This window comes from Sphaerisporangium krabiense (genome assembly GCF_014200435.1).
GTDB classification, from domain to species: domain Bacteria; phylum Actinomycetota; class Actinomycetes; order Streptosporangiales; family Streptosporangiaceae; genus Sphaerisporangium; species Sphaerisporangium krabiense.
Genome location: NZ_JACHBR010000001.1, coordinates 1,048,068 through 1,067,453 on the forward strand (window position 1 = coordinate 1,048,068; position 19,386 = coordinate 1,067,453).

A 19,386-nucleotide genomic window follows, 5' to 3' on the forward strand; every position below is an offset into this window, starting at 1 on the left:
CGTGACGTCCGGGGACGCCCATCGCGTGATCGACGCGGTCTGGAAGCTCGAGTCCGCGAAGATCGTCGCCGGCCTGGCGCGGATGGTCGGCGACGTGGGCCTGGCGGAGGAACTGGCCCAGGAGGCGGTGCTCGCCGCGCTGGAGCAGTGGCCGGAGTCGGGCACCCCGGACAACCCGGGTGCCTGGCTCACGGCGATCGCCAAGCGCCGCGCCATCGACCACCTGCGCCGGGAGGACCGCCAGGACCGCGGCCGCGAACGGCTCGCGCACGATCTCGCCACCCGCCCGGACGAGGGCACCCGGGACGTGGACGCCGCCCTGGACGCCCTCGACGGGGAGGTCGGCGACGACGTCCTGCGGCTGATGTTCGTCTCCTGCCACCCGGTGCTGTCCACCGAGTCCCGGGTGGCGCTGACGCTACGGCTCGTCGGCGGCCTGAGCACCGACGAGATCGCGCGGGCCTTCCTCATCTCCGAGGCCGCCGTGGCCCAGCGGATCGTCCGGGCCAAGCGGGCGCTGTCCGAGGCGGGCGTCCCCTTCGAGGTCCCGGCGGCGCCGGAGCGGGCCGTCCGGCTGGGATCGGTGCTCGACGTCATCTACCTGGTGTTCAACGAGGGGTACGCGGCCACGGCGGGCGACGACCTGATGCGCCCCTCGCTGTGCCTGGAGGCGCTGCGCCTCGGCCGTGTCCTCGCGGGCCTCGCCCCCGGGGACGCCGAGGTGCACGGCCTCGCCGCGCTGATGGAGCTCCAGCAGTCGCGCGCGGCGGCGCGCACCGGCCCGTCCGGCGAGCCCGTGCCGCTCCACGAGCAGAACCGGGGCCGCTGGGACCCGCTGCTGATCCGGCGCGGCTTCGCGGCGCTGCTGCGGGCGCGGGAGGCCGGCGGCCCGCTCGGGCCGTACGTGCTGCAGGCCGCCATCGCCGCGTGCCACGCGGGGGCCGGCAGCGCGGCGGACACCGACTGGGCGCGGATCGCGGCGCTCTACGGGGCCCTGGTACAGGTGCTGCCGACCCCGGTCGTCCAGCTCAACCGCGCGGTCGCGCTGGCGATGGCCGACGGGCCGCGGGCCGGTCTGGACCTGGCGGACACGCTGGTCGGCGAGCCCGCCATGAAGGGCTACCACCTTCTGCCGGCCGTGCGCGCGGACCTGCTGGCCCGGCTTGGCCGGCACGCCGAGGCACGCGCCGAGTTCGAGCGGGCCGCGTCCCTGACCCGCAACGGCGCCGAGCGGGCGATCCTGCTCACGCGTGCGGCGTCCGCCGCGAGGGCCGCCGCGGCGCCCGCGGGCGTCACGCTGGCCGAGGCGGTGCGCGGGTTCCTGGCCCGTCAGGACCTGAGCGCCGACACCGCGCGCTCGTACGGCAAGACGCTGGCCCGGCTGGGACGCCACCTGGGCGAGGACGTGCCGCTGGCCGAGGTCGCGCCCGCCCGGGTCGCGGAGGTCTTCGCCGCGGCCTGGGGGACGGCGGCCGGCGCGACGTGGAACCGGCACCGGGCCGCGCTGCGGTCCTTCGCCGCGTGGGCCGCGGATCAGGGCTGGACCTCCCCCGACCTCGCGGCCGCCCTGGACCGCAGGCCCGAGCCGCGCGGGCGTACCCTGCCGATCGACCGGGAGCGGCTGGCGGCGCTGTGGGAGCGTCCCGGGATCGCGCCGCGCGAGCGTGCCCTGTGGCGGCTGCTGTACGAGAGCGCGGCCCCGGCGGAGTGGGCGCTGTCGCTGGACGTGGAGGACCTGGACGTCCCCGGCATGCGCGGCCGGGTCAGGGCCAGGGACCGGTGGTTGCGCTGGGAGGCGGGGACGGCCGCGCTCCTGCCTCTTCTGGTGGAGGGCCGCCACCGCGGCCCGCTGTTCCTCGCCGACCGCAGGCCCGGGCCCGGCCGGGTGCCGCCCGCCGCGGATCTCTGCCCGCACACCGGCCGCGGCCGGCTGTCGTACGAGCGGGCGGAGTACCTGTTCAAGCGCGCCACCCGGGACCTCGATCCCGGCGGGAACGGGTACACCCTGCGCCGGCTCCGCCACTCCCGCCTGGCCCACCTGGGGGAGGACGGCTGGCCGGCCCCGATGCTCATGTCCCTGTCGGGGCACGAGAGCATCCGCAGCCTGCACCCCTTCGTCACCCGGGCGACCGGCGCCACGCCCTGAGCGCGGCGGGCGCTAGGCGCGCTGGTAGGTGCACACGTTCACGCCCGCGTCGCTGGTGACCGTGGAGACCAGCTTGAGCGTGTGGAGCACGCCGCCGTCGGGGAAGATCCGCTTGCCGCCGCCGAGCAGCACCGGCATGATCACGAGCCGCAGTTCGTCGAACAGGCCCTCCTGGAGGAGGGTGCGGGCGAGCGTGGGGCTGCCCATGACGACCAGGTCGCCGCCCTCGGTCTCGCGGAGCTCCCGGATCCGGGCGACGGCCTTGTCGCCGGGGATACGGGTGGTGTTCCAGGCCTGCTCGCCGTCGCCGAGCGTGTCGGACACGACGTACTTGCGGATCGCGTTCATCTGGTCGGCGAAGGGGTCGCCGGCGCGCTCGGGCCACGCCGCGGCCATGTTCTCCCAGGTACGGCGCCCGTACAGCAGGGCGTCGGCGTTGGCCAGCGTGCCGGCGAAGGCGCCGCCCACGATCTCGGGGTCGAAGAACGGGTGGGTCCAGCCGCCGTGGGCGAAGCCGCCGTCGGTGTCCTCGCCGGGGGCGCCGGGGGCCTGCACGACGCCGTCGAGGCTCATGAACTCCACGATCACGATACGCATGGGACTCGCTCCTTCAGGGGTTGACGGCCGGCGCTCCGCCGGGTTCCGCGGTGCCGCCCGGCGGCCGGTGTCCCGTCCGCCGTCTGGCATGGCTCCACCGTAGCTACCGACAAACTTTTTTGTCAAGCACATCTTCTCTGTCGGTGGTTCGCCCGTGTCCCGGCCGGGCGAAATTCCGGGCCCTTGACGCCCCCTGTCAGATGGAATAGATCACAGTAAGCCTGTGGATCATCTCCTGGAGGGGCACCATGTCCGACAGAGCGTTGTTACGGCTGGCGGCGCGTGCCGTGGTGGCCGCGTGCACGATCGGCTCCCTGGTCGCGGTCGGAGCCGTGCCCGCGTCCGCCGACAAAGCGGCGGACAAGCCGCCGCGGACGACCAAGGGCCCGTGCCACTACACCGAGACGCCCGACGAGCCGGCCGCGCGCAAGGTCCCGCTGCCGCCGGACCCGCACCGCACCCCCACCCGGCGGACCTCCGCCGTGCTCAAGACCAACCACGGCGACATCGGGCTCACGCTCGACGCGGCCAAGGCGCCGTGCACCGTGCAGAGCTTCGTCCACCTGGTCAAGCACCGGTTCTACGACGCCACCTCGTGCCACCGGCTGACCGCCTACGACCGGCTGAAGGTGCTGCAGTGCGGCGACCCGACCTTCACCGGCGAGGGCGGCCCGGGATACCGGTACAAGGACGAGCTGCCGACCGACCTGCCGCCGTGGCCGGGCGACACCACCGGCACCCGCAAGACGTACGCGCGCGGCGTGCTGGCGATGGCCAACGCCGGCCCCGACACCAACGGCAGCCAGTTCTTCCTGGTCTACGGCGACTCCGGGCTCCTGCCCAACTACACCGTCTTCGGCACGGTCGACGCCGCCGGGCTCGCCGCGCTGGACCGCATCGCCGCCGGGGGCATCCAGCCGGCGCCGGACGGGCCCACCCCGCCGGTGGACGGCAAGCCCGTGCTCCCCGCCGACATCAGGGACGCCCGCGTCTGCCACTGAGCACGCCCGGATATCCGCGTGCGGACGCGGCCGTCCGCGCGCAGACTGAAGCGATGATCGACATCGACGCCGGGCTCGTGCGCGGGCTGGTCGCCGGGCAGTTCCCCGAGTGGAGCGACCTGCCCGTCGAGCCCGTCCCCCGTCAGGGCTGGGACAACCGGACGTTCCGGCTGGGCCGCGAGCTGTCCGTACGGCTGCCGAGCCACGAAGTGTACGTGGCCGCGGTCGAGAAGGAGGACCGGTGCCTGCCCGCGCTGGCCGGGCGCCTCCCGGTGCCCGTGCCGGTGCCGGTCGCGACGGGGCGGCCGGCGGACGCCTACCCGTTCCCCTGGTCGGTACGGCGCTGGCTCGCCGGGGAGACCCTGGACACCGCCGCGCACGTCGACCGGGCCGGGCTGGCGCGGGATCTCGGCGGGTTCCTCACCGCGCTCCGGGCCGCTCCCACGCGGGAGGGACGGGCCTGCGGGCGGCATTCCTTCTTCCGCGGCTGCCACCCCAGCGTCTACAGCGACCAGGTGCAACAGGCGCTGGAGGAGCTCGAGGGCGTGGTCGACACCGCCGCCTGCGCGGCCGTCTGGGCGGACGCGCTCACCACGGCCTGGACGCGCCCCCCGGCGTGGTTCCACGGCGACATCGCCGCGGGCAACCTGCTGGTCGCGGACGGGGCGCTGTCCGCCGTGATCGACTTCGGCACCTGCGGCGTCGGCGATCCGGCCTGCGATCTGGTGATCGCCTGGACGTACTTCCGCGGCGACGAGCGCAAGCTCTTCCGCGAGTCCGCCGGGCTCCCGGACGACGCCTGGCGCCGTGCCCGCGGCTGGGCCCTGTGGAAGGCGCTCGCCACCATGTCCGGCCTCTCCAGCCCCGACCCCGGGGGCTTCCAGGCCCGGGTGCTCCCCCACGTCCTCGACGACCCGGTCATCGCCTGACGGGGCCTCTTCCGGCCGGAACGCGCCGGAAGAGGCCATGAACGGAGGTCAGAAGAGCGACGGCCAGCCCGGGAGGACGGGCGTGGGGGCGAGGCGAGGCGTTCGCCGGTCGGCGGTCAGCGACGGGAACGGCTCGACGGCGGGACAGCGGGCGCCGGGGGGCGGGAGCGTGCGGGAGATCAGGTACCGGTCGATCGTGCCGGTCGTGCAGTCACTCCAGCCGTAGATGCCGTGGCCCCAGCCCTCATAGGTGAGCACCCTGGCGTACTTGCCGAGCTGGCGGGCGGCGCCGAGCGTCCACTGGTAGGGCGACGTCGGCTCGTGCAGCGAGGAGCCGAGCAGCAGGGGAGCGCTGCCGCGGACCCGCAGGCGCTCCTGGGGGTTCGGGATCGGCGTGGGCTGGGAGAAGCAGACCGGGGTCACCCGGACGTTGACCGGGCCGTACCGCATGTCGGGCGCCAGCTTGGCCGACCGGCGCAGGATCGCGGTGTACTCCTTGAACGAGGACACGTTGAAGTCGAAGTCCTGGCACAGGATCGGGATCGGGAAGTTCGCCACGGCGCCGGGTGCGCCGCCGCCCGGCACTCGGGTGGGAAGCGGGAGCGGCAGGGGCGCGCCGGTGTCGAGCGCCGCCATGATGACGGCGAGAAGGTCCCACTCGGGGAGGTAGAACAGCAGGTGCGCCAGGCTGATCAGTTCGAGCGACGTCACCGGGACCGTCGGCTGGTCCGGGTCGAGCAGCTCGCCGCGGTCGGCGCGGGCGAGCAGGCGGGCCCAGACGGGACGCACTCCCTCATCGTGCAGGGCGCACCTGTCGGACCGCTCGCACCAGGACGCGAACGCGTCGAACGCGTCCTGCGCGGCGGCGGCCGTGGTGTCGTAGAACTCCCCGATCCGCAGGCTGTGGTCCATGTTGCCGTCCAGCGCGAGCGCCCGGACGCGGTGCGGGAACATCTCGGCGTACAGCTGGCCGATCAGCGTGCCGTAGGAGATGCCGTAGTAGGTGAGCTTGTCGTCGCCCACGGCGGCCCGGATCGCGTCGAGGTCGCGGACCACCTCGCGCGTGTTCACGTGGTCGAAGAGGGGGCCGGTCCTGGCCCGGCAGTCGGCGCGCAGCTTCGCGCTGAGGACGCGCAGCTCCGCGAACTGCGCGGCGTTCTCGGCGATCGGGTACTGCATGGGGGACAGCAGCTCGGCGGAGCAGACGATGGGGTGGCTGCGCCCCACGCCGCGCGGGTCGAAGCCCACGATGTCGAAGCGGCGCTGGAGCTCGGCGCTCGGCCAGCCGGGCACGTTCACGACCAGGTCGACGCCGGACCCGCCGGGGCCGCCGGGGTTGATCAGGAGCGAGCCGATCCTGGCGGCCGGGTCGGTGGCCTTGCGCCGGGCCAGGGCCAGGTCGATCGACGGCCCGCCCGGCCTGCTCCAGTCGATGGGCACCGACAGCGTGCCGCAATCCACGGCCGGGTTCTGCTCGCACGGCGACCAGGCGACGGCCGGCGGCCGGGTCGGCGTCGCCGGGGCGGCGGTGGCGGTGGCGGTGGCGGTGGCGGGGACGGACGGTAACAGCACGGTGAGGACGAGAAGGGTGATGCCTAACAGGGCTGACAGGGACGGTGTTCTGCGCAATTTTCCTCCGCGCGGTGAGGGAGTCCCGGCGCACCGCGCCAGCCCGGGGTACCCAAGGGCCGGACGTCGGATGCGAGGGCTCCTGCGTGCCCGGCTCGATGGTGCGAGCCACCTGAATTCTCCGGCACGCCACCCATGCCGACATATAGGGCATTGGGAGGAGATATCACCCCGTAATCCTTCATGAGTCTGACCCGTCCCGCCCCTAAATCATTCCGGCACGTTCCCCGCGGAGTCGCCCGCCAGGAACGGGGTGGTGACGCCCTCGTACATCAGGTGCGCGACCAGCCCTTCCGTGGCGTGCGGGAGGTTGTGGCAGTGGTCCATCCAGATGCCCGGATTGTCGGCCACGAACGCGATGTCGTACGACTCCCCGTTGCCGACCTCCAGCGAGTCCACCCACCACGGCGCGCCCGTCGCCGGGACGCCGTCGCGGGCGAGCACCACGGCGTGGTGGCCGTGCAGGTGCATGGGGTGGGTCTCGCCGCTGTGGTTCGAGACGCGCATCCGGACCACGTCGCCCTCCGCGACCACGAACATCGGCACGTCCGGGTACATGTGCCCGTTGACCGTCCACCACACCCCGGGACGCCCGTCGAGGAAGCCGGGCCGGCGCCCGATGTCGTAGGTGAACCGCCGGTCGGCCTTGGCCGGGTCGAAGCCGATGGGCGCGGGCTTCCCGTAAGAGAGCAGGTCCAGCGTGGCCGCGGGCCGGGGGACGGCGGGCGCGTCGGAGGAGCGCGAGCCGAGCACGACGCCGGTCGGGCCGCCGATGTGCACCCGCACCGGGGAGCCGTCCGCGGGCATGGTGACCTCGAAGTCGGCCCTGCCTCCCGCGGTCACCAGGACGGCGGTGTCGCGCACGGGAGCCGGGCCGTTCAGGTCGGTGCCGTCCACGGCGAGCAGCCGGAACGGCGCGCCGCCCACCCACACCGGCGTCTGGCCGTTCTCGGTGTTGACGACGCGGACGCGCACGCGGTCGCCGGGACGTGCCTCGGCGCGCAGGTCCCCCTCGCGCCCGTTGAGCGTCCGCGCGCCGTCGTACAGGTGCAGCAGGGCCACGACGTCGGCCGTCCCCGCGGGCGGCGGCGCGGCCGGGGACACCACCAGGGCGCCGAGCAGCCCGCGCCGCACCTGCTCGTGCGACATCTGGTGGGAGTGGTACCAGAACGTCCCGGCCTGGTCGGCGACGAAGCGGTAGGTGTACGAGCGGCCCGGGGTGACCGCGTCCTGGGTCACCCCGGCGACGCCGTCCGCCGCGTTCGGCACGTCCACGCCGTGCCAGTGCAGCGTGACGCCGTCCGGCACCGAGGCGTTGACGAGCCGGACCTCGACGAGCTGCCCGGCGCGGGCGCGGATCACCGGGCCGGGCGACGTGCCGTTCAGCGTGTACCCGTCGACGGACCGGCCGGTGGCCAGCCGGAACCGTTCGCGCCGCGCGACGAGGGTGACCGCGACGTCGGCCGGGCGGCCGGGGTCGGCGGTGAGCGAGGTGACGCTGCGCGCGCCGCCCGTCGCGCCCGTCCCGTGCTGGGCGCCGTGTCCCGGCGCGCCGGTCGCCGCGCCGTGTCCGGCCGCCGCGTGGGCCTGGTGGCCGGCGGGGCCGGGCGGACGGCCGCCGTGGTCGGCGTACCCCATGTCCATCACGGAGTACGCCGACGGCATCAGGCTGGCCTGCCAGAACCAGGCCAGCGGACCGAGGATGGCCAGGGTGGCGGCGCCCGCGACGGCGAGGCGGGCGCCGCGCCGGCGCGTCGCGTTCATGACGGCGCCGTCAGCTGTAGGCCCCGGCACGCGGCCGCGCGGCGACGGCCTGCGCGGCACGGTCCCGGCGGGCGGCGTAGAGGGCGGTGGCGAACAGCAGCAGCGCGTTGAGGCCGTGCACCGCGCCGAGCGCGGACACGTCGTGACCGAGGATGCCGAGCGCGATCTGCACCACGACCAGCAGCAGGACCAGGCCCGCCGCCTTGACCGCTCCGGGGACCTTCGTGAAGAACGAGAAGATCAGCAGGAGCAGCGCGGCCACCGGGATCACCATCATGCCGTTGATGCCGTGGATCATGAAGCCGACGATCTCGGGGAACGGCGACGCGTCGCTCTCCATGGTCGCCTTGTCGAACACGCCGCCCTGCTCGACGTACTTGCTGAGGCCCGCGTCGGCGAGCACGATCATGGCCGCCTGCACGGCGACCTCCACGGCGATCAGGTAGGCCATCACCTTGTATGCGAGTTTCACGGGATTCTCCCCATCGAGGCCACGAGGGGCCCGGTCGTGCCGCGGGGCATGCGATCCTCCGCCTGCGTCGGACGGCGTCCGTCTCCGGACGCCGGTTGCTTACGCGGGCGACGCTAGGGAATCCGCCTTGGCGGGCACTTGTCGATGAGTTGGACCGGCGGCCACTCGCGGGGCCGCGCGGGCGAATCGGGCCTAACCCGTCGTGACCGGGGCCTCGGACAGCAGGCGCCGCACCCGGGGCACCACTTCCTCGCCGTAGAGGCGGATCGTGGTCATGAGCTTCTCATGGGGAAGCGGGCCGGAGCTGTACTTGAGCTCGAAGCGGTCCACGCCGAGCCCGCGCACGGTCTTGGCGATCTTGGCGGCGACCGTGTCCGGCGCGCCGACGTACAGCGCCCCCTCGTCGGCCTCGGCCTCGAACCGCTCGCGGGTGGTCGGACCCCAGCCGCGCTCGCGGCCGATGCGGTCGTGCATCGCCTTGTAGTGCGGCCAGAGCTCCTCGCGCGCCTGCGCGTCGGTCTCGGCGATGTGGCCGGGCGAGTGGACGCCCACCGGCAGCGGGTCCGCCTTGAGCTGCTTGAGCGCGCGGTGGTACAGGTCGACGTACGGCGCGAAACGCTCGGGCGCGCCGCCGATGATGGCCAGCATGAGCGGCAGGCGATAGCGGGCCGCGCGGATCACCGACTCGGGGCTGCCGCCGACGCCGACCCAGGTGCGCAGCCGGCCCGACTCGGTCTTCGGGTAGACGTGCTGGTCCTTCAGGCCGGGGCGCAGGCGGCCGCGCCAGGTGACCGGCCCCTCGTCGAGCAGGTGCGAGAACAGGTCCAGCTTCTCCTCGAACAGCTCCTCGTACTGGGCGAGGTCGTAGCCGAACAGCGGGAACGACTCGGTGAACGAGCCGCGGCCGAGGATGATCTCCGCGCGGCCGTCGGACACCGCGTCCAGCGTCGCGAACTTCTCGAACACCCGGACCGGGTCGTCGGAGCTGAGCACGGTCACCGCGGTGCCGAGGCGGATGCGCTCGGTGCGGCCGGCGATCGTGGCAAGCACGATCTCGGGGGCCGAGATGGCGAAGTCGTCCCGGTGGTGCTCCCCGATGCCGATGGCGTCGATGCCCACGCGGTCGGCCAGCACGGCCTCCTCGACGACGTTGCGGATCACCTGCGCGTACGGCAGCCGGTTCCCGTCCGCGTCCAGGGTGACGTCCCCGAACGTGTCGACCGCGAACTCCAGTGGTGCGGACATCATTCGCCTCTTTCTCTTCCAGCCTGAGCCGTACACCGGCAACCATGGCGGCCGTCCCGGAATTCCGGCGACGGCTCAGGCGGGGGTCACGCGATGGCCCGGGCGAGGGCGTTGGTCCCCTCGGACGTCAGCGGCTCGGCGAGGAAGATCGGGCCCTGCGACATGAACCTCGGCTCCGCGCCGCGATGCTCGTCGGCGGCGTGCACGGTGAAGGGGTGGACCAGGTACATGTCGCCGGGGACGCCCGTGGCGTAGGCGAGCGGGCGGTGCGCGGAGGCGGCGTCCACCAGCGGGCCGGCCTCGAACGGGTCGATCGCGAGCCCGGCCATCGCCGCGGCGGCGTCGCGGTGCGAGCCGACCCGGATGCGGGTGGGCGCGTCGTCGGGGCCGACGTCCGACAGCAGGACCAGCAGCAGCATCGACTCCGGCCGCCCGCTGCACAGGTAGCCGCCGCCGGGCTGCGCGGCGTTGGCGTCGATGTGCCAGCCCCGGTCGTCGACGACCGGAGGGAGAGGGAAGCGGACCGGGATCATGCCGAGCGCGCCGCGCGGAGTCCAGCCGCCCGGGCCGCAGATCTCGTCGAGGGCCCCGGCCAGCCGCGGGCTCCGCATGAGCTGCCCGAACGGGCCCACGCCCGTGAGATCGGACGCCCACACGACCGGCTGCTTCCAGCCGGCGCTGTCGTCCGCGGACAGGCCGATCTGCCCCCACAGCAGCGCCCTGGCCGCGTCGCCGACCTCACGCGGCGCCGCGGCCTCCAGCTTGACGAACCCGTCGGCGATGAACCGGTCGACATCGATGATGGCCATGCCGTGCACGCTAACAGCGGCGTCCACCGGTTTTCCCGCCCGCGTTCGGGGGCCGCTAGCCCTCGGCGGGCACGTACAGCAGCAGCACCTCGGCCGTGCAGGCGGGACGGCGCTCGCCCTCGACCTCGACCGTGACGTTCAACGTGGTCAGCCGCCCGGCGGGCGAGTTCTTGACGGCGGCGAGCTCGGCCGTGGCGCGGACGCGGGCGCCGACGGGCACCGGTCTCGGGAAACGGACCTTGTTGAGGCCGAAGTTCACCGCCATCTGGATGTCCTTGACCTCGACCAGTTCCTGCAGGAACGCGGGCAGCAGGGAGAGGCTCAGGTACCCGTGGGCGATGGTGCCGCCGAAGGGGCCCTCCGCCGCGCGCTCGACGTCCACGTGGATCCACTGGTGGTCGTCGGTGGCGTCGGCGAACAGGTTGACCTGCTCCTGGGTGACGGTCCGCCACTCGGTGGGGCCGAACGTCTCCCCGACGCTCTCCTTGAGTTCCTGCACGTTCCCGAATATCCGCATGCGCGAAACCCTACCCGCGCGGGCCGCGCCCTGATCGCCACGACCGCGGGGGCGCCGTGGCGGCGGGCCACGGCGCCGCCGAGGACTACCGCGCGGGCTGCTGCGCGAAGCGGAGCATGTTGCCGGCCGGGTCGCGGAAGGCGCAGTCGCGCACGCCGTAGGGCTGGTCGATCGGCTCCTGGACGACCTCGGCGCCGGAGTCGCGGATGTGCGCGAAGGCGGCGTCGCAGTCGTCGGTGGCGAACACGGCGCCGCCGAGCAGGCCCTTGGCCAGCAGCGCCGTGAGCGCCTCCTGGTCGGCCGGGGAGGCGTCCGGGTGCACGCCGGCGGGGTGCAGGACGATCTCGATGTCGGGCTGGGCGGGCGGGCTGACCGTGAGCCAGCGCATGCCCTCGAAGGAGACGTCGGTGCGGACCTCGAACCCGAGGACGTCGCGGTAGAAGTGCAGCGCCTTGTCGGAGTCGTCGACGGCGAGGAAGAAGTTCTGAAGCTTGAGCTGCATGTTCGTCACGCTATGTGACGCGATGCGTCTTTCGCTGCCTGATGCCTGACCGGCCGCGTAAAGATCTTGGCGTAGCAGGCCGGGATGGTCGCTCCGGCGTCGTGGCGGCGGGCCCGGTAGGCGCTGGGCGTCTCCCCCACCAGCTCGGTGAACCGCGAGCTGAACGACCCCAGCGACGAACACCCGACCGCGAAGCAGACCTCCGTCACGCTCAGATCGCCTCTGCGCAGCAGCGCCTTGGCCCGCTCGACGCGGCGCGTCATCAGATAGCTGTACGGCGTCTCGCCGAAGGCGGCACGGAAGCTGCGGGAGAAGTGCCCCGGGGACATGAGGGCGGTGCGCGCCAGGGCCGGGACGTCGATGGGCTGGGCGTAGTCGCGGTCCATCTGGTCACGAGCCCGGCGCAACCGGGTCAGATCATCTGGTGTCACCGGCCCAGCATCCCACATGCCACCGACAGATCCGCAGCTCAGCGCCTGTCACAGCCGCCCCGTGACAGGGCGGCGCCGTCGCCACCGGGACTTCCTCGGCGCGGGCCGGCGTGCGAGGCGATCGGCGGGGTTCATCATCGTTGGTCGCACGTTCACCCGGTCGTGGGTGTCAGGGAAGGGCGCGTTCAGCCATGAGGAATTAGGTCCTACTGCTCACCTATGTCTGCCGAAGAGGTGCTTTTAAGTGACTTCTCCTATTTCTCGCCGCGACCTGCTGCGTTCCAGCGCCGCGGGCGGGCTCGGCATCGCGATCGCCGGCAGCATCGAGGCCATCGCGGGCCCCGCCGCCGCCCAGGCCGCGCAGGCCGGCCTCGGCAGGACCGTCGGCTACGGCCCGGTCGTCGCCGACCCCGCCGGGCTGCTCGCGCTCCCCAAAGGCTTCACCTACAAGATCGTCGCCCAGGCCGGCAAGACCGTCCTGGAGACCGGCGAGCCCACCCCCAGCGACGCCGACGGCACCGCCTGCTTCCGCGGCCCCAAGGGCTTCGTCCTGGTCAACAACCACGAGATCGGCGGCGGCGAACCGTACGCCGTGCCCGCCCTGGAGGGCCTGACCTACGACCCGGGCGCGCACGGCGGCTGCACCAACATCGAGGTCGACTCCCGCGGCGAGCGCGTCCGCGAGTACGTCAGCGTCGCCGGCACGCACAACAACTGCGCGGGCGGCGTGACGCCGTGGGACACCTGGCTCACCTGCGAGGAGACCGAGCAGAAGGCCGGCGGCGCCTACCAGAAGGACCACGGCTACGTCTTCGAGGTGGACCCGTTCGACCGTGAGGCCAACCGCGACCCGGTCCCGCTGAAGTTCCTCGGCCGCTACTCGCACGAGGCCGTCGCGGTCAACCCGCGCAACTCCGAGATCTACCTGACCGAGGATGCGAGCGGCCCCAACGGCCTCTACTACCGCTGGACCCCGCCGCGCGGCTTCCGCGGCCGCAAGGGCGCGCTGCGGCGGCTCGCGCTGGGCGAGGGCGGCGACACGGCGGGCACGCTGGAGGCCCTGAGCGCCTTCAAGGGCGGCAAGCACGTCAAGGACCTGTCCGAGGCCACCCAGCCGGGCACGAAGTACAAGGTCAGGTGGGTCGCGGTCCCCGACCGTGACGCCAAGGCCGTGTCCACGCGCAAGCAGTTCACCGACGACCAGATCACCCGCAGCCGCAAGCTCGAGGGCGCCTGGTGGGGCGACGGCGGCGCCTACTTCGTCGCCAGCTACGCCCGCCACACCGACGGCAGCCTCAACGAGCACGACGGCCAGGTCTGGTTCTACGACCCCGAGTCCGAGACGATCACGCTGAAGACCATCTTCGGCGTCAACCCCGACCCGGAGGCCGACACCGACTACGACGGCCCCGACAACATCACGGTCTCCCCGTACGGCGGCGTGATCCTCGCCGAGGACGGCGAGGGCCTCTCGCACCTCGTGGGCGTCAGCGACTCGGGCAAGACCTACCCGATGGCGCGCAACGAGCTGAACGACAGCGAGTTCACCGGCCCGACGTTCAGCCAGGACGGGAAGATCCTCTTCGCGAACATCCAGACCCCCGGCTACGTCTTCGCCATCACCGGCCCCTGGGGCGGGCGGCACGGCGACGACCACGGGCACGGCGGCCACCACTGACGGCCCGCGCGTCCGGCGGCTCGCGGGGGAGCCGCCGGACGCGTCCACGTCCCCCGGCGCTACGCGACCGGGCCGGACGCCTTCGTGAGCCTGCGGCTGCCGTAGGCGCTGGCGTACGAGCTGAACCACGTGGCGCGCGCGTCCGCCTGCGTGCGGCCGGAGACCTTGTACCAGTCCATCTGGACGCGCTCGGGGCGCACGTCCAGCACGCCGTACCCGTGCGAGTCCAGCTCCACCGCGCGCACGTGGCCGTTGGTCGCCTTGATCAGGGCCTCGGCGGTCAGCGACACCGTCCGCGCGGGGACCTTCAGGATGTCGTCCACGTTGTCGCTGGTCACCGAGGGCACCACGAACTCCACCGCGACCGGAGGAGTGGACGGGTAGGTCGCGGCGTTCAGCGGCACGTCGTTGGCCCAGGTGGTGTGGATGTCGCCGGTGAGGAAGACGGTCCCGGCCGGCAGGACGGCGAGCAGCTCCTTGCGGTCGTTGGTGTAGCCGTCCCACTGATCGCTGTTGAGGCCGTAGCCGCCCTCGGGGACGCCGAGCAGCTCGCGCAGCGGGCCGAGCACGCTCGCGGGCAGGGCTCCGAGGGCGAGCGGGCTGATCATCACCGAGTTGCCGATCAGCCGCCACCGCGCGTCGCCCGTGGTCAGGGTGTTCTTCAGCCAGGCCATCTGCGCGTCTCCGGTGATCGTCCTGGACGGGTCGTCCACGGCGGTGCCGGAGGTCTGCTGGGAGCGGTAGCTGCGCAGGTCGAGCATGGTGAGGTCGGCGAGGGTGCCGAACCGCAGGTTGCGGTGGATCTCGCCGGACGGGCCGGTCCGCACCGGCATCCACTCGAAGTACGCCTGCCGGGACGCCGCCAGCCGCGCCGGCCACGGCCCCTCGGTGGCGGGGGTGTGGTTCTCCGCGCCGCCCGACCACGCGTCGTTGGCCACCTCGTGGTCGTCCCAGACGACCATCCAGGGCACGGAGGCGTGCAGGGCCTGCAGGTCGGGGTCGGTCTTGTACTGGCCGTGCCTGATCCGGTAGTCCGTCAGCGTGAGGATCTCGTGGGCGGGCGCGTGCGGCCGCACGACGACGCCCCGCGCGGCGTACTCGCCCGTGCCGTACTCGTAGATGTAGTCGCCCAGGTGGACGACGCCGAACAGGTCCTCGCGGGCCGCGAGGTGACGGTAGGCGGCGAAGCGCCCGGCCTCCCAGTTCGAGCACGAGACCACGCCCAGCCGCAGCCCGGCGACCGTGTCGCGCGGGCCGGGGGACGTGCGCGTCCGGCCGGTCGGCGAGACCTGGCCGCCGGACAGGAACCGGTAGTGGTAGGTGGTCGCGGGCGCGAGGCCCTGGACGTCCACCTTGACGGTGTGGTCGCGGTCGGGGCCGGTCGCCAGCGTGCCGGAGGCCACCACCCGGCCGAAGCCGGGGTCGGTGGCGACCTGCCAGGCGACCTCGGCGGCGGGGCCGGCGCCGCTGCCGGGGGTCGCCTCGGGGACGGGCGTGATCCTGGTCCAGATGATGACGGCGGTGGGCAGCGGATCGCCGGAGGCGACGCCGTGCCGGAAGAACGAGGCGTCCGCCGAGGCGTCGGCCACCGCTCCTGTGGTCAGACCGGCCACGGCGACGCCGGTGCCGGCGGCGGCGGCCTTGAGGAAGTCACGGCGCATGATCGTCTGGGTCACGACCGGAAGTTACTGCCGGGTAGGAAGCCGGGCAACCCCTCGCCGCAACCGTTCACCCAACGTTCCCGGCGTCGCCGGCCCCCGGTCCCTCCCGCCGCCACCGCCCGGCACGGCGCGGCGTGCGTCAGGGGTGGCGTGACGTCGGGCGCGGCGTGGATCGGGCGTGGCGTGGCGTGGCCGTGGCGTCAGACGCGGCGCGGTGTCAGGCGTGGCTCATGACGGTCTGGGCCACGCGTTCGACGGTGGAGAAGTCGCCGGCGGAGATGCGGTTCTTGGTGACGCCCACCGCGAAGCCGCTGGCGGTGTCGGCGAAGCCCGCCGTGCCGCCGCTGCCGGGCATGCCGAAGACGGTCGGAGCGGGAAGCGACGACGTGAGGCCGACGGAGTAGCCGAGGCCCCAGCTCGCGGGCATGCCGGTGATCTCGTCCGTACCCGACACCGCCACCGTGGAGACCTCGCGCAGCCGCTCCGGCGAGATCAGCCCGTTCAGCAGCGCGTCGTACACGCGGGCGAGGGCCCGCGCGCTCATGGTGGCGCCGGAGTCGGCGGTCAGCACGTCCGGCCGGTTGCTGAAGGCGGCGTCGGGCATGGCCTTCAGCGGCCCGGCGGTGTAGCCGTCGACGACCCGGAAGAAGGGAATGGACTCCAGCATCTCGGGCGGCAGCTCCATGGGCGGGGCGCTCTCTTCGATGACGGCGAGGCGGGGCAGCTCCTCCGGCGGGACCGCGAGGAACAGCTCGTCGGCCACGCCGAGCGGCTCGCCGATCTCTTCGCGCAGGACCCGCGAGATGGACTTGCCGGTGGCGCCCCGGACGACCTGGCCCAAGATGAACATGAACGTCTGCGGGTGGTACCCGATCTTGGTGCCCGGCTCCCACCACGGCTTGGCCTCGGCGATGGCCTCGCACATGGCGTCCCAGTCCGCGAAGCGCGCGGCGGTGGTGTCGGCGGGCAGGCCGGGCACGCCCGCGGTGTGCGTGAGCGCGTGGCGGACGGTGGCCGTGTGCTTGCCGTGGGCGCCGAAGCGCGGCCAGTAGGTGGCGATCGGCGCGTCGTAGCCGAGCACGCCGCGCTCGGCGAGGAGATGGACCAGCGCGGAGATCACCCCCTTGCCCGTGGAGGTGACGTAGACGGGCGTGTCGGAGGTGAAGGCGCGGCCGGCCAGCGGGTCGGCGACGCCCGCCACCGCGTCGGCCAGCAGCTCGCCGTGCCGGTAGACCGCCACCTGCGCGCCGCGCTCGGCGCCGGATTCGACCAGCTCGTCGAGCAGGGCCTGCACATCACTCTGAAGGTCGGACATGGGCTTCCCTTTCCATCGCGCTCCCTGGATGGACACGGCGGCCCGCCCGACGCCGCCACGCCATTGCCGATCACGTACGGCCCAACGTTAGAACACACGTCCGACAAAACCCGGCCTTCCGCCGCCCGATGGACATCCGCCGGCACCGCTGTGAGGATGCGGAGCATGACGGAACGGCGGTTGATCAGCAGCGGGTCGGCGTTCGAGAAGGCCATCGGATACTCCCGGGCGGTCGTCGTCGACGGCTGGGTGCACGTCTCGGGGACCACGGGCTTCGACTACACCTCGATGACGATCGCCGACGACGTGGTCGCGCAGGTGGAGCAGTGCATGCGCAACATCGAGGCCGCCCTGCGGGAGGCCGGCGCGTCCCTCGCCGACGTCGTGCGCGTGCGGTACATCCTGCCGGATCCCGCGGACTTCGAGCCTTGCTGGCCGACTTTGCAGCGCTGTTTCGGTGAGGTCCGGCCGGCCGCCACCATGATGTCCTGCCGGCTCCTGGACCCGCGCATCCGGATCGAGATCGAGGTCACCGCGCGCGCCGGCGGCGCGTGAGCTCTCGCGGGCCGGAAATCCGCAGAACACGGCCCTGTCGGCGAAGACGGGACAGGTGACGCCCCGGCATCGTGCCGATCACCTGACATCACAGGTCAGAAAAGCTCCCCCTCCACACGCGGCGCTCTGCGAAATGGCGCGATATACAGGCTTATTCTTGAGGCTTCTCAAGGACGAGGCCCGCACAATCGGGAGGACACTGCCCGGTGAATCCTGATCTGGTGTTGAAAGACCCGCGCGATCGTGCCGCGTTGCGACTCAAGGGAACGGCCGGATCCGAAGAGCGGCTCGCGTTTTTCCATGACGCGAACAAGCGCATCGGCAACACACTCGACCTGACCCGGACCTGCCGCGAGTTCATGGACGTCGCCGTCCCCCGGCTCGCGGACTGCGGCGCGATCAACGTTCCCGAGAGCATCATGACCGAAGGTGAGTTCCCCGCGCATCCCGCCGCGTCGCCGGTCCGGCGGGTGGCCACCGCGGTGGCCACCGACAACCCGTGGGCGTGGGACACCGCCTTCCCGATCGGCGAGATCGTCCGCTACCCCGGCCACGTGCTGCCCCAGGGGCAGGCCATGGCCATGCGCAAGCCGATGCTGGTGCCGAGGCTCGACCAGGCCGCCGCCGACGACAGCGCCCAGGCGTTCGGCCGCGAGATCATCTCGCGCCTTCTGCCGGGCTGCTCCCTTCTGGCGGTTCCCTTGCTCGCACGCGGCGACGTCCTCGGCTTCTTCGTGCTGACCAGGCTGCCGCACAGCGCGCCGTTCGCCGAGGCGGACGTCGCCGTCGTCGAGGAGCTGGCCGCCCGCACCGCGACCTGCATCGACAACGCGCGGCTCTACATCCGCGAGCGGTACACCGCGCTCACCTTGCAGCGCAGCCTGCTGCCCTCCTGCCTGCGGCACCCGCCGGGCCTGGAGGTCGCCCACCGCTACCGGCCCGCCAGCGCCCTGGCCGCGGTGGGCGGAGACTGGTTCGACGCGATCCCGCTGCCGGACGACCGCACGGCGCTGGTCGTGGGCGACGTCATGGGCCACGGCGTCCAGGCCGCCGCGACGATGGGCCAGATGAGGACGGCCATCCAGACCCTGGCCAGCCTCGACCTCGACCCGGGCGAGCTGCTGGCGCGACTCGACCACGTCTCGCACCGCCTGAACCCCGACCAGTTCGCCACCTGCCTCTACGCGCAGTACGACCGGGCGGACGGCGCCCTGAAGGTCGCGAGCGCCGGACATCTGGCGCCCGTGCTCGTCGACCCCGCCGGCAAGGCCGCCCTCGTCCCCGTCGTCCCGGGGCCCCCGCTCGGCGCGGGCGGGGATGGCTACGAGATCTGCGAGGCCGCCATGCCCGCGGGCAGCATGCTCGCCCTGTACACGGACGGGCTCGTGGAGAGACGGGGACACGACATCAGCGAGGGAATCGTCACGCTGTGTTCTTTGCTGAGCGGCGCGCCCCGCGGAATGGAGCGAATCTGCGACCTTGTCGTCGAGTACCAGCGCCCGGTGGACGAACACGACGACATCGCTTTACTACTCGCCAAGGCGGTCTAAGGACATAACAACCGCGATCCGGCACCGTGACGAACCTCGGAGTCTTGTCTGGGGCAACCGACCCCGATATCTAGTTTCAGCGGAATAAATCGGGGTCTGGGGCTTTCAGCGACACAAAAGAGGACTCCATGAACAGAATGCACCTATGTCTGATTCCACCCTCGGGGTAGCTGGAAGTCGGAGGTTGTCCGAATCCGCCCAGGAACGTCGCGCCGGAATCCGCCACCTCGGCGTACGCTGGCCCGCATGACTCACGGACACCGCGCCGCGCCCATGCCCCGCGGCTACACGCCCATGCCGCTCACCTCGGAGGAAGAGGTGCGGTTCCAGCGGAACATGACCGAATGGGTGCGCGAGATGATCCTCACGAAGGGCTCGGTGAGCGTGTCGGCGGACACCGAGCAGGACCGGCGGCGCTGGCAGGAGGTCGCGCACAACGTCGGCGAGATGCTGGGCCGGCCCGTGGTCAGCTACGCCACCCCCTGGCGCATCACCATCACCGTCGACCGAGGCGAGCACCAGCCCACCCTGGACTCCTGACCGCGCGGGCCGGGCGGGCCATGTGAGCTAGGCGAGCCGGCTACG

The 19,386-nt window shown here is 72.7% G+C and carries 18 protein-coding genes; 7 read left to right on the forward strand and 11 right to left on the reverse strand.

Annotated elements, in window-relative coordinates; translation table 11 throughout:
* The first annotated feature begins 1 nt into the window (after position 1).
* Entirely contained in the window at positions 2-2,146 is a 2,145-nt protein-coding gene (locus tag BJ981_RS38995; RefSeq protein WP_239139469.1) for a sigma-70 family RNA polymerase sigma factor, read from the forward strand.
* Between the two features lie 12 nt (positions 2,147-2,158).
* On the opposite strand, the gene BJ981_RS04515 is transcribed toward BJ981_RS38995, so the two are convergent.
* Positions 2,159-2,743, reverse strand: a complete 585-nt coding sequence (locus BJ981_RS04515) for a dihydrofolate reductase family protein (RefSeq protein WP_184608455.1) — start codon at positions 2,741-2,743, stop codon at positions 2,159-2,161.
* Between the two features lie 248 nt (positions 2,744-2,991).
* On the opposite strand from BJ981_RS04515, the gene BJ981_RS04520 reads away from it, so the two are divergent.
* Complete coding sequence (locus BJ981_RS04520) at positions 2,992-3,744, forward strand: peptidylprolyl isomerase (RefSeq protein ID WP_184608456.1); 753 nt, start codon at positions 2,992-2,994, stop codon at positions 3,742-3,744.
* A 53-nt stretch (positions 3,745-3,797) separates the two neighbouring features.
* The gene (locus BJ981_RS04525) at positions 3,798-4,673 is read left to right on the forward strand and encodes an aminoglycoside phosphotransferase family protein (protein WP_184608457.1); all 876 of its coding nucleotides are present in this window, start codon (positions 3,798-3,800) and stop codon (positions 4,671-4,673) included.
* A gap of 48 nt (positions 4,674-4,721) precedes the next feature.
* On the opposite strand, the gene BJ981_RS04530 is transcribed toward BJ981_RS04525, so the two are convergent.
* From BJ981_RS04530 to BJ981_RS04565, 8 genes are all read right to left on the reverse strand, one after another.
* On the reverse strand, positions 4,722-6,245 hold the full coding sequence (locus BJ981_RS04530) for an alpha/beta fold hydrolase (RefSeq protein WP_184608458.1): 1,524 nt from the start codon (positions 6,243-6,245) through the stop codon (positions 4,722-4,724).
* A 267-nt stretch (positions 6,246-6,512) separates the two neighbouring features.
* On the reverse strand, positions 6,513-8,066 hold the full coding sequence (locus BJ981_RS04535; RefSeq protein WP_184608459.1) for a multicopper oxidase family protein: 1,554 nt from the start codon (positions 8,064-8,066) through the stop codon (positions 6,513-6,515).
* Positions 8,067-8,076: 10 nt separating this feature from the next.
* Entirely contained in the window at positions 8,077-8,538 is a 462-nt protein-coding gene (locus BJ981_RS04540; protein WP_184608460.1) for a hypothetical protein, read from the reverse strand.
* A 192-nt stretch (positions 8,539-8,730) separates the two neighbouring features.
* On the reverse strand, positions 8,731-9,783 hold the full coding sequence (locus BJ981_RS04545) for an LLM class flavin-dependent oxidoreductase (RefSeq protein WP_184608461.1): 1,053 nt from the start codon (positions 9,781-9,783) through the stop codon (positions 8,731-8,733).
* 86 nt (positions 9,784-9,869) lie between these two features.
* A complete protein-coding gene (locus BJ981_RS04550) occupies positions 9,870-10,592 on the reverse strand; it encodes a phytanoyl-CoA dioxygenase family protein (protein ID WP_204070464.1) in 723 nt (240 codons plus the stop codon).
* A gap of 55 nt (positions 10,593-10,647) precedes the next feature.
* Positions 10,648-11,109 carry a MaoC family dehydratase gene (locus BJ981_RS04555; RefSeq protein WP_184608462.1) on the reverse strand — a complete coding sequence of 154 codons (462 nt, stop codon included), beginning with the start codon at positions 11,107-11,109 and terminating at the stop codon, positions 10,648-10,650.
* A gap of 85 nt (positions 11,110-11,194) precedes the next feature.
* Positions 11,195-11,611: a VOC family protein gene (locus BJ981_RS04560; protein ID WP_184608463.1), complete on the reverse strand. Its 417-nt coding sequence runs from the start codon at positions 11,609-11,611 to the stop codon at positions 11,195-11,197.
* Between the two features lie 5 nt (positions 11,612-11,616).
* Entirely contained in the window at positions 11,617-11,997 is a 381-nt protein-coding gene (locus BJ981_RS04565; RefSeq protein ID WP_204070479.1) for a helix-turn-helix transcriptional regulator, read from the reverse strand.
* A 289-nt stretch (positions 11,998-12,286) separates the two neighbouring features.
* Here BJ981_RS04565 and BJ981_RS04570 point away from each other — a divergent pair, with 289 nt between their 5' ends.
* Entirely contained in the window at positions 12,287-13,720 is a 1,434-nt protein-coding gene (locus tag BJ981_RS04570; protein ID WP_184608465.1) for an alkaline phosphatase PhoX, read from the forward strand.
* A gap of 59 nt (positions 13,721-13,779) precedes the next feature.
* On the opposite strand, the gene BJ981_RS04575 is transcribed toward BJ981_RS04570, so the two are convergent.
* Positions 13,780-15,396 (reverse strand): alkaline phosphatase D family protein, encoded by a 1,617-nt coding sequence (locus BJ981_RS04575; RefSeq protein WP_239139468.1) that lies wholly within the window; start codon positions 15,394-15,396, stop codon positions 13,780-13,782.
* A gap of 202 nt (positions 15,397-15,598) precedes the next feature.
* Positions 15,599-16,696, reverse strand: a complete 1,098-nt coding sequence (locus BJ981_RS04580) for a serine hydrolase domain-containing protein (protein WP_184608466.1) — start codon at positions 16,694-16,696, stop codon at positions 15,599-15,601.
* 165 nt (positions 16,697-16,861) lie between these two features.
* Between BJ981_RS04580 and BJ981_RS04585 the strand changes: the two genes are divergently transcribed.
* The 3 genes from BJ981_RS04585 to BJ981_RS04595 all read left to right on the forward strand — a co-directional run bounded on the left by BJ981_RS04585 (position 16,862) and on the right by BJ981_RS04595 (position 19,341).
* Positions 16,862-17,251, forward strand: a complete 390-nt coding sequence (locus BJ981_RS04585; RefSeq protein ID WP_184608467.1) for a RidA family protein — start codon at positions 16,862-16,864, stop codon at positions 17,249-17,251.
* A 251-nt stretch (positions 17,252-17,502) separates the two neighbouring features.
* On the forward strand, positions 17,503-18,801 hold the full coding sequence (locus BJ981_RS04590) for a PP2C family protein-serine/threonine phosphatase (RefSeq protein ID WP_184608468.1): 1,299 nt from the start codon (positions 17,503-17,505) through the stop codon (positions 18,799-18,801).
* A 246-nt stretch (positions 18,802-19,047) separates the two neighbouring features.
* Positions 19,048-19,341 (forward strand): hypothetical protein, encoded by a 294-nt coding sequence (locus BJ981_RS04595; RefSeq protein ID WP_184608469.1) that lies wholly within the window; start codon positions 19,048-19,050, stop codon positions 19,339-19,341.
* Positions 19,342-19,386: the final 45 nt, after the last annotated feature.

Coding starts and splice junctions, on each gene's coding strand:
- BJ981_RS04515 (WP_184608455.1), bottom strand. CDS start 2,743: ATGCGTATCGTGATCGTGGAGTTCATGAGCCTCGACGGCGTCGTGCAG.
- BJ981_RS04520 (WP_184608456.1), top strand. CDS start 2,992: ATGTCCGACAGAGCGTTGTTACGGCTGGCGGCGCGTGCCGTGGTGGCC.
- BJ981_RS04525 (WP_184608457.1), top strand. CDS start 3,798: ATGATCGACATCGACGCCGGGCTCGTGCGCGGGCTGGTCGCCGGGCAG.
- BJ981_RS04535 (WP_184608459.1), bottom strand. CDS start 8,066: ATGAACGCGACGCGCCGGCGCGGCGCCCGCCTCGCCGTCGCGGGCGCC.
- BJ981_RS04545 (WP_184608461.1), bottom strand. CDS start 9,783: ATGTCCGCACCACTGGAGTTCGCGGTCGACACGTTCGGGGACGTCACC.
- BJ981_RS04550 (WP_204070464.1), bottom strand. CDS start 10,592: ATGGCCATCATCGATGTCGACCGGTTCATCGCCGACGGGTTCGTCAAG.
- BJ981_RS04555 (WP_184608462.1), bottom strand. CDS start 11,109: ATGCGGATATTCGGGAACGTGCAGGAACTCAAGGAGAGCGTCGGGGAG.
- BJ981_RS04560 (WP_184608463.1), bottom strand. CDS start 11,611: ATGCAGCTCAAGCTTCAGAACTTCTTCCTCGCCGTCGACGACTCCGAC.
- BJ981_RS04565 (WP_204070479.1), bottom strand. CDS start 11,997: ATGGACCGCGACTACGCCCAGCCCATCGACGTCCCGGCCCTGGCGCGC.
- BJ981_RS04580 (WP_184608466.1), bottom strand. CDS start 16,696: ATGTCCGACCTTCAGAGTGATGTGCAGGCCCTGCTCGACGAGCTGGTC.
- BJ981_RS04585 (WP_184608467.1), top strand. CDS start 16,862: ATGACGGAACGGCGGTTGATCAGCAGCGGGTCGGCGTTCGAGAAGGCC.
- BJ981_RS04595 (WP_184608469.1), top strand. CDS start 19,048: ATGACTCACGGACACCGCGCCGCGCCCATGCCCCGCGGCTACACGCCC.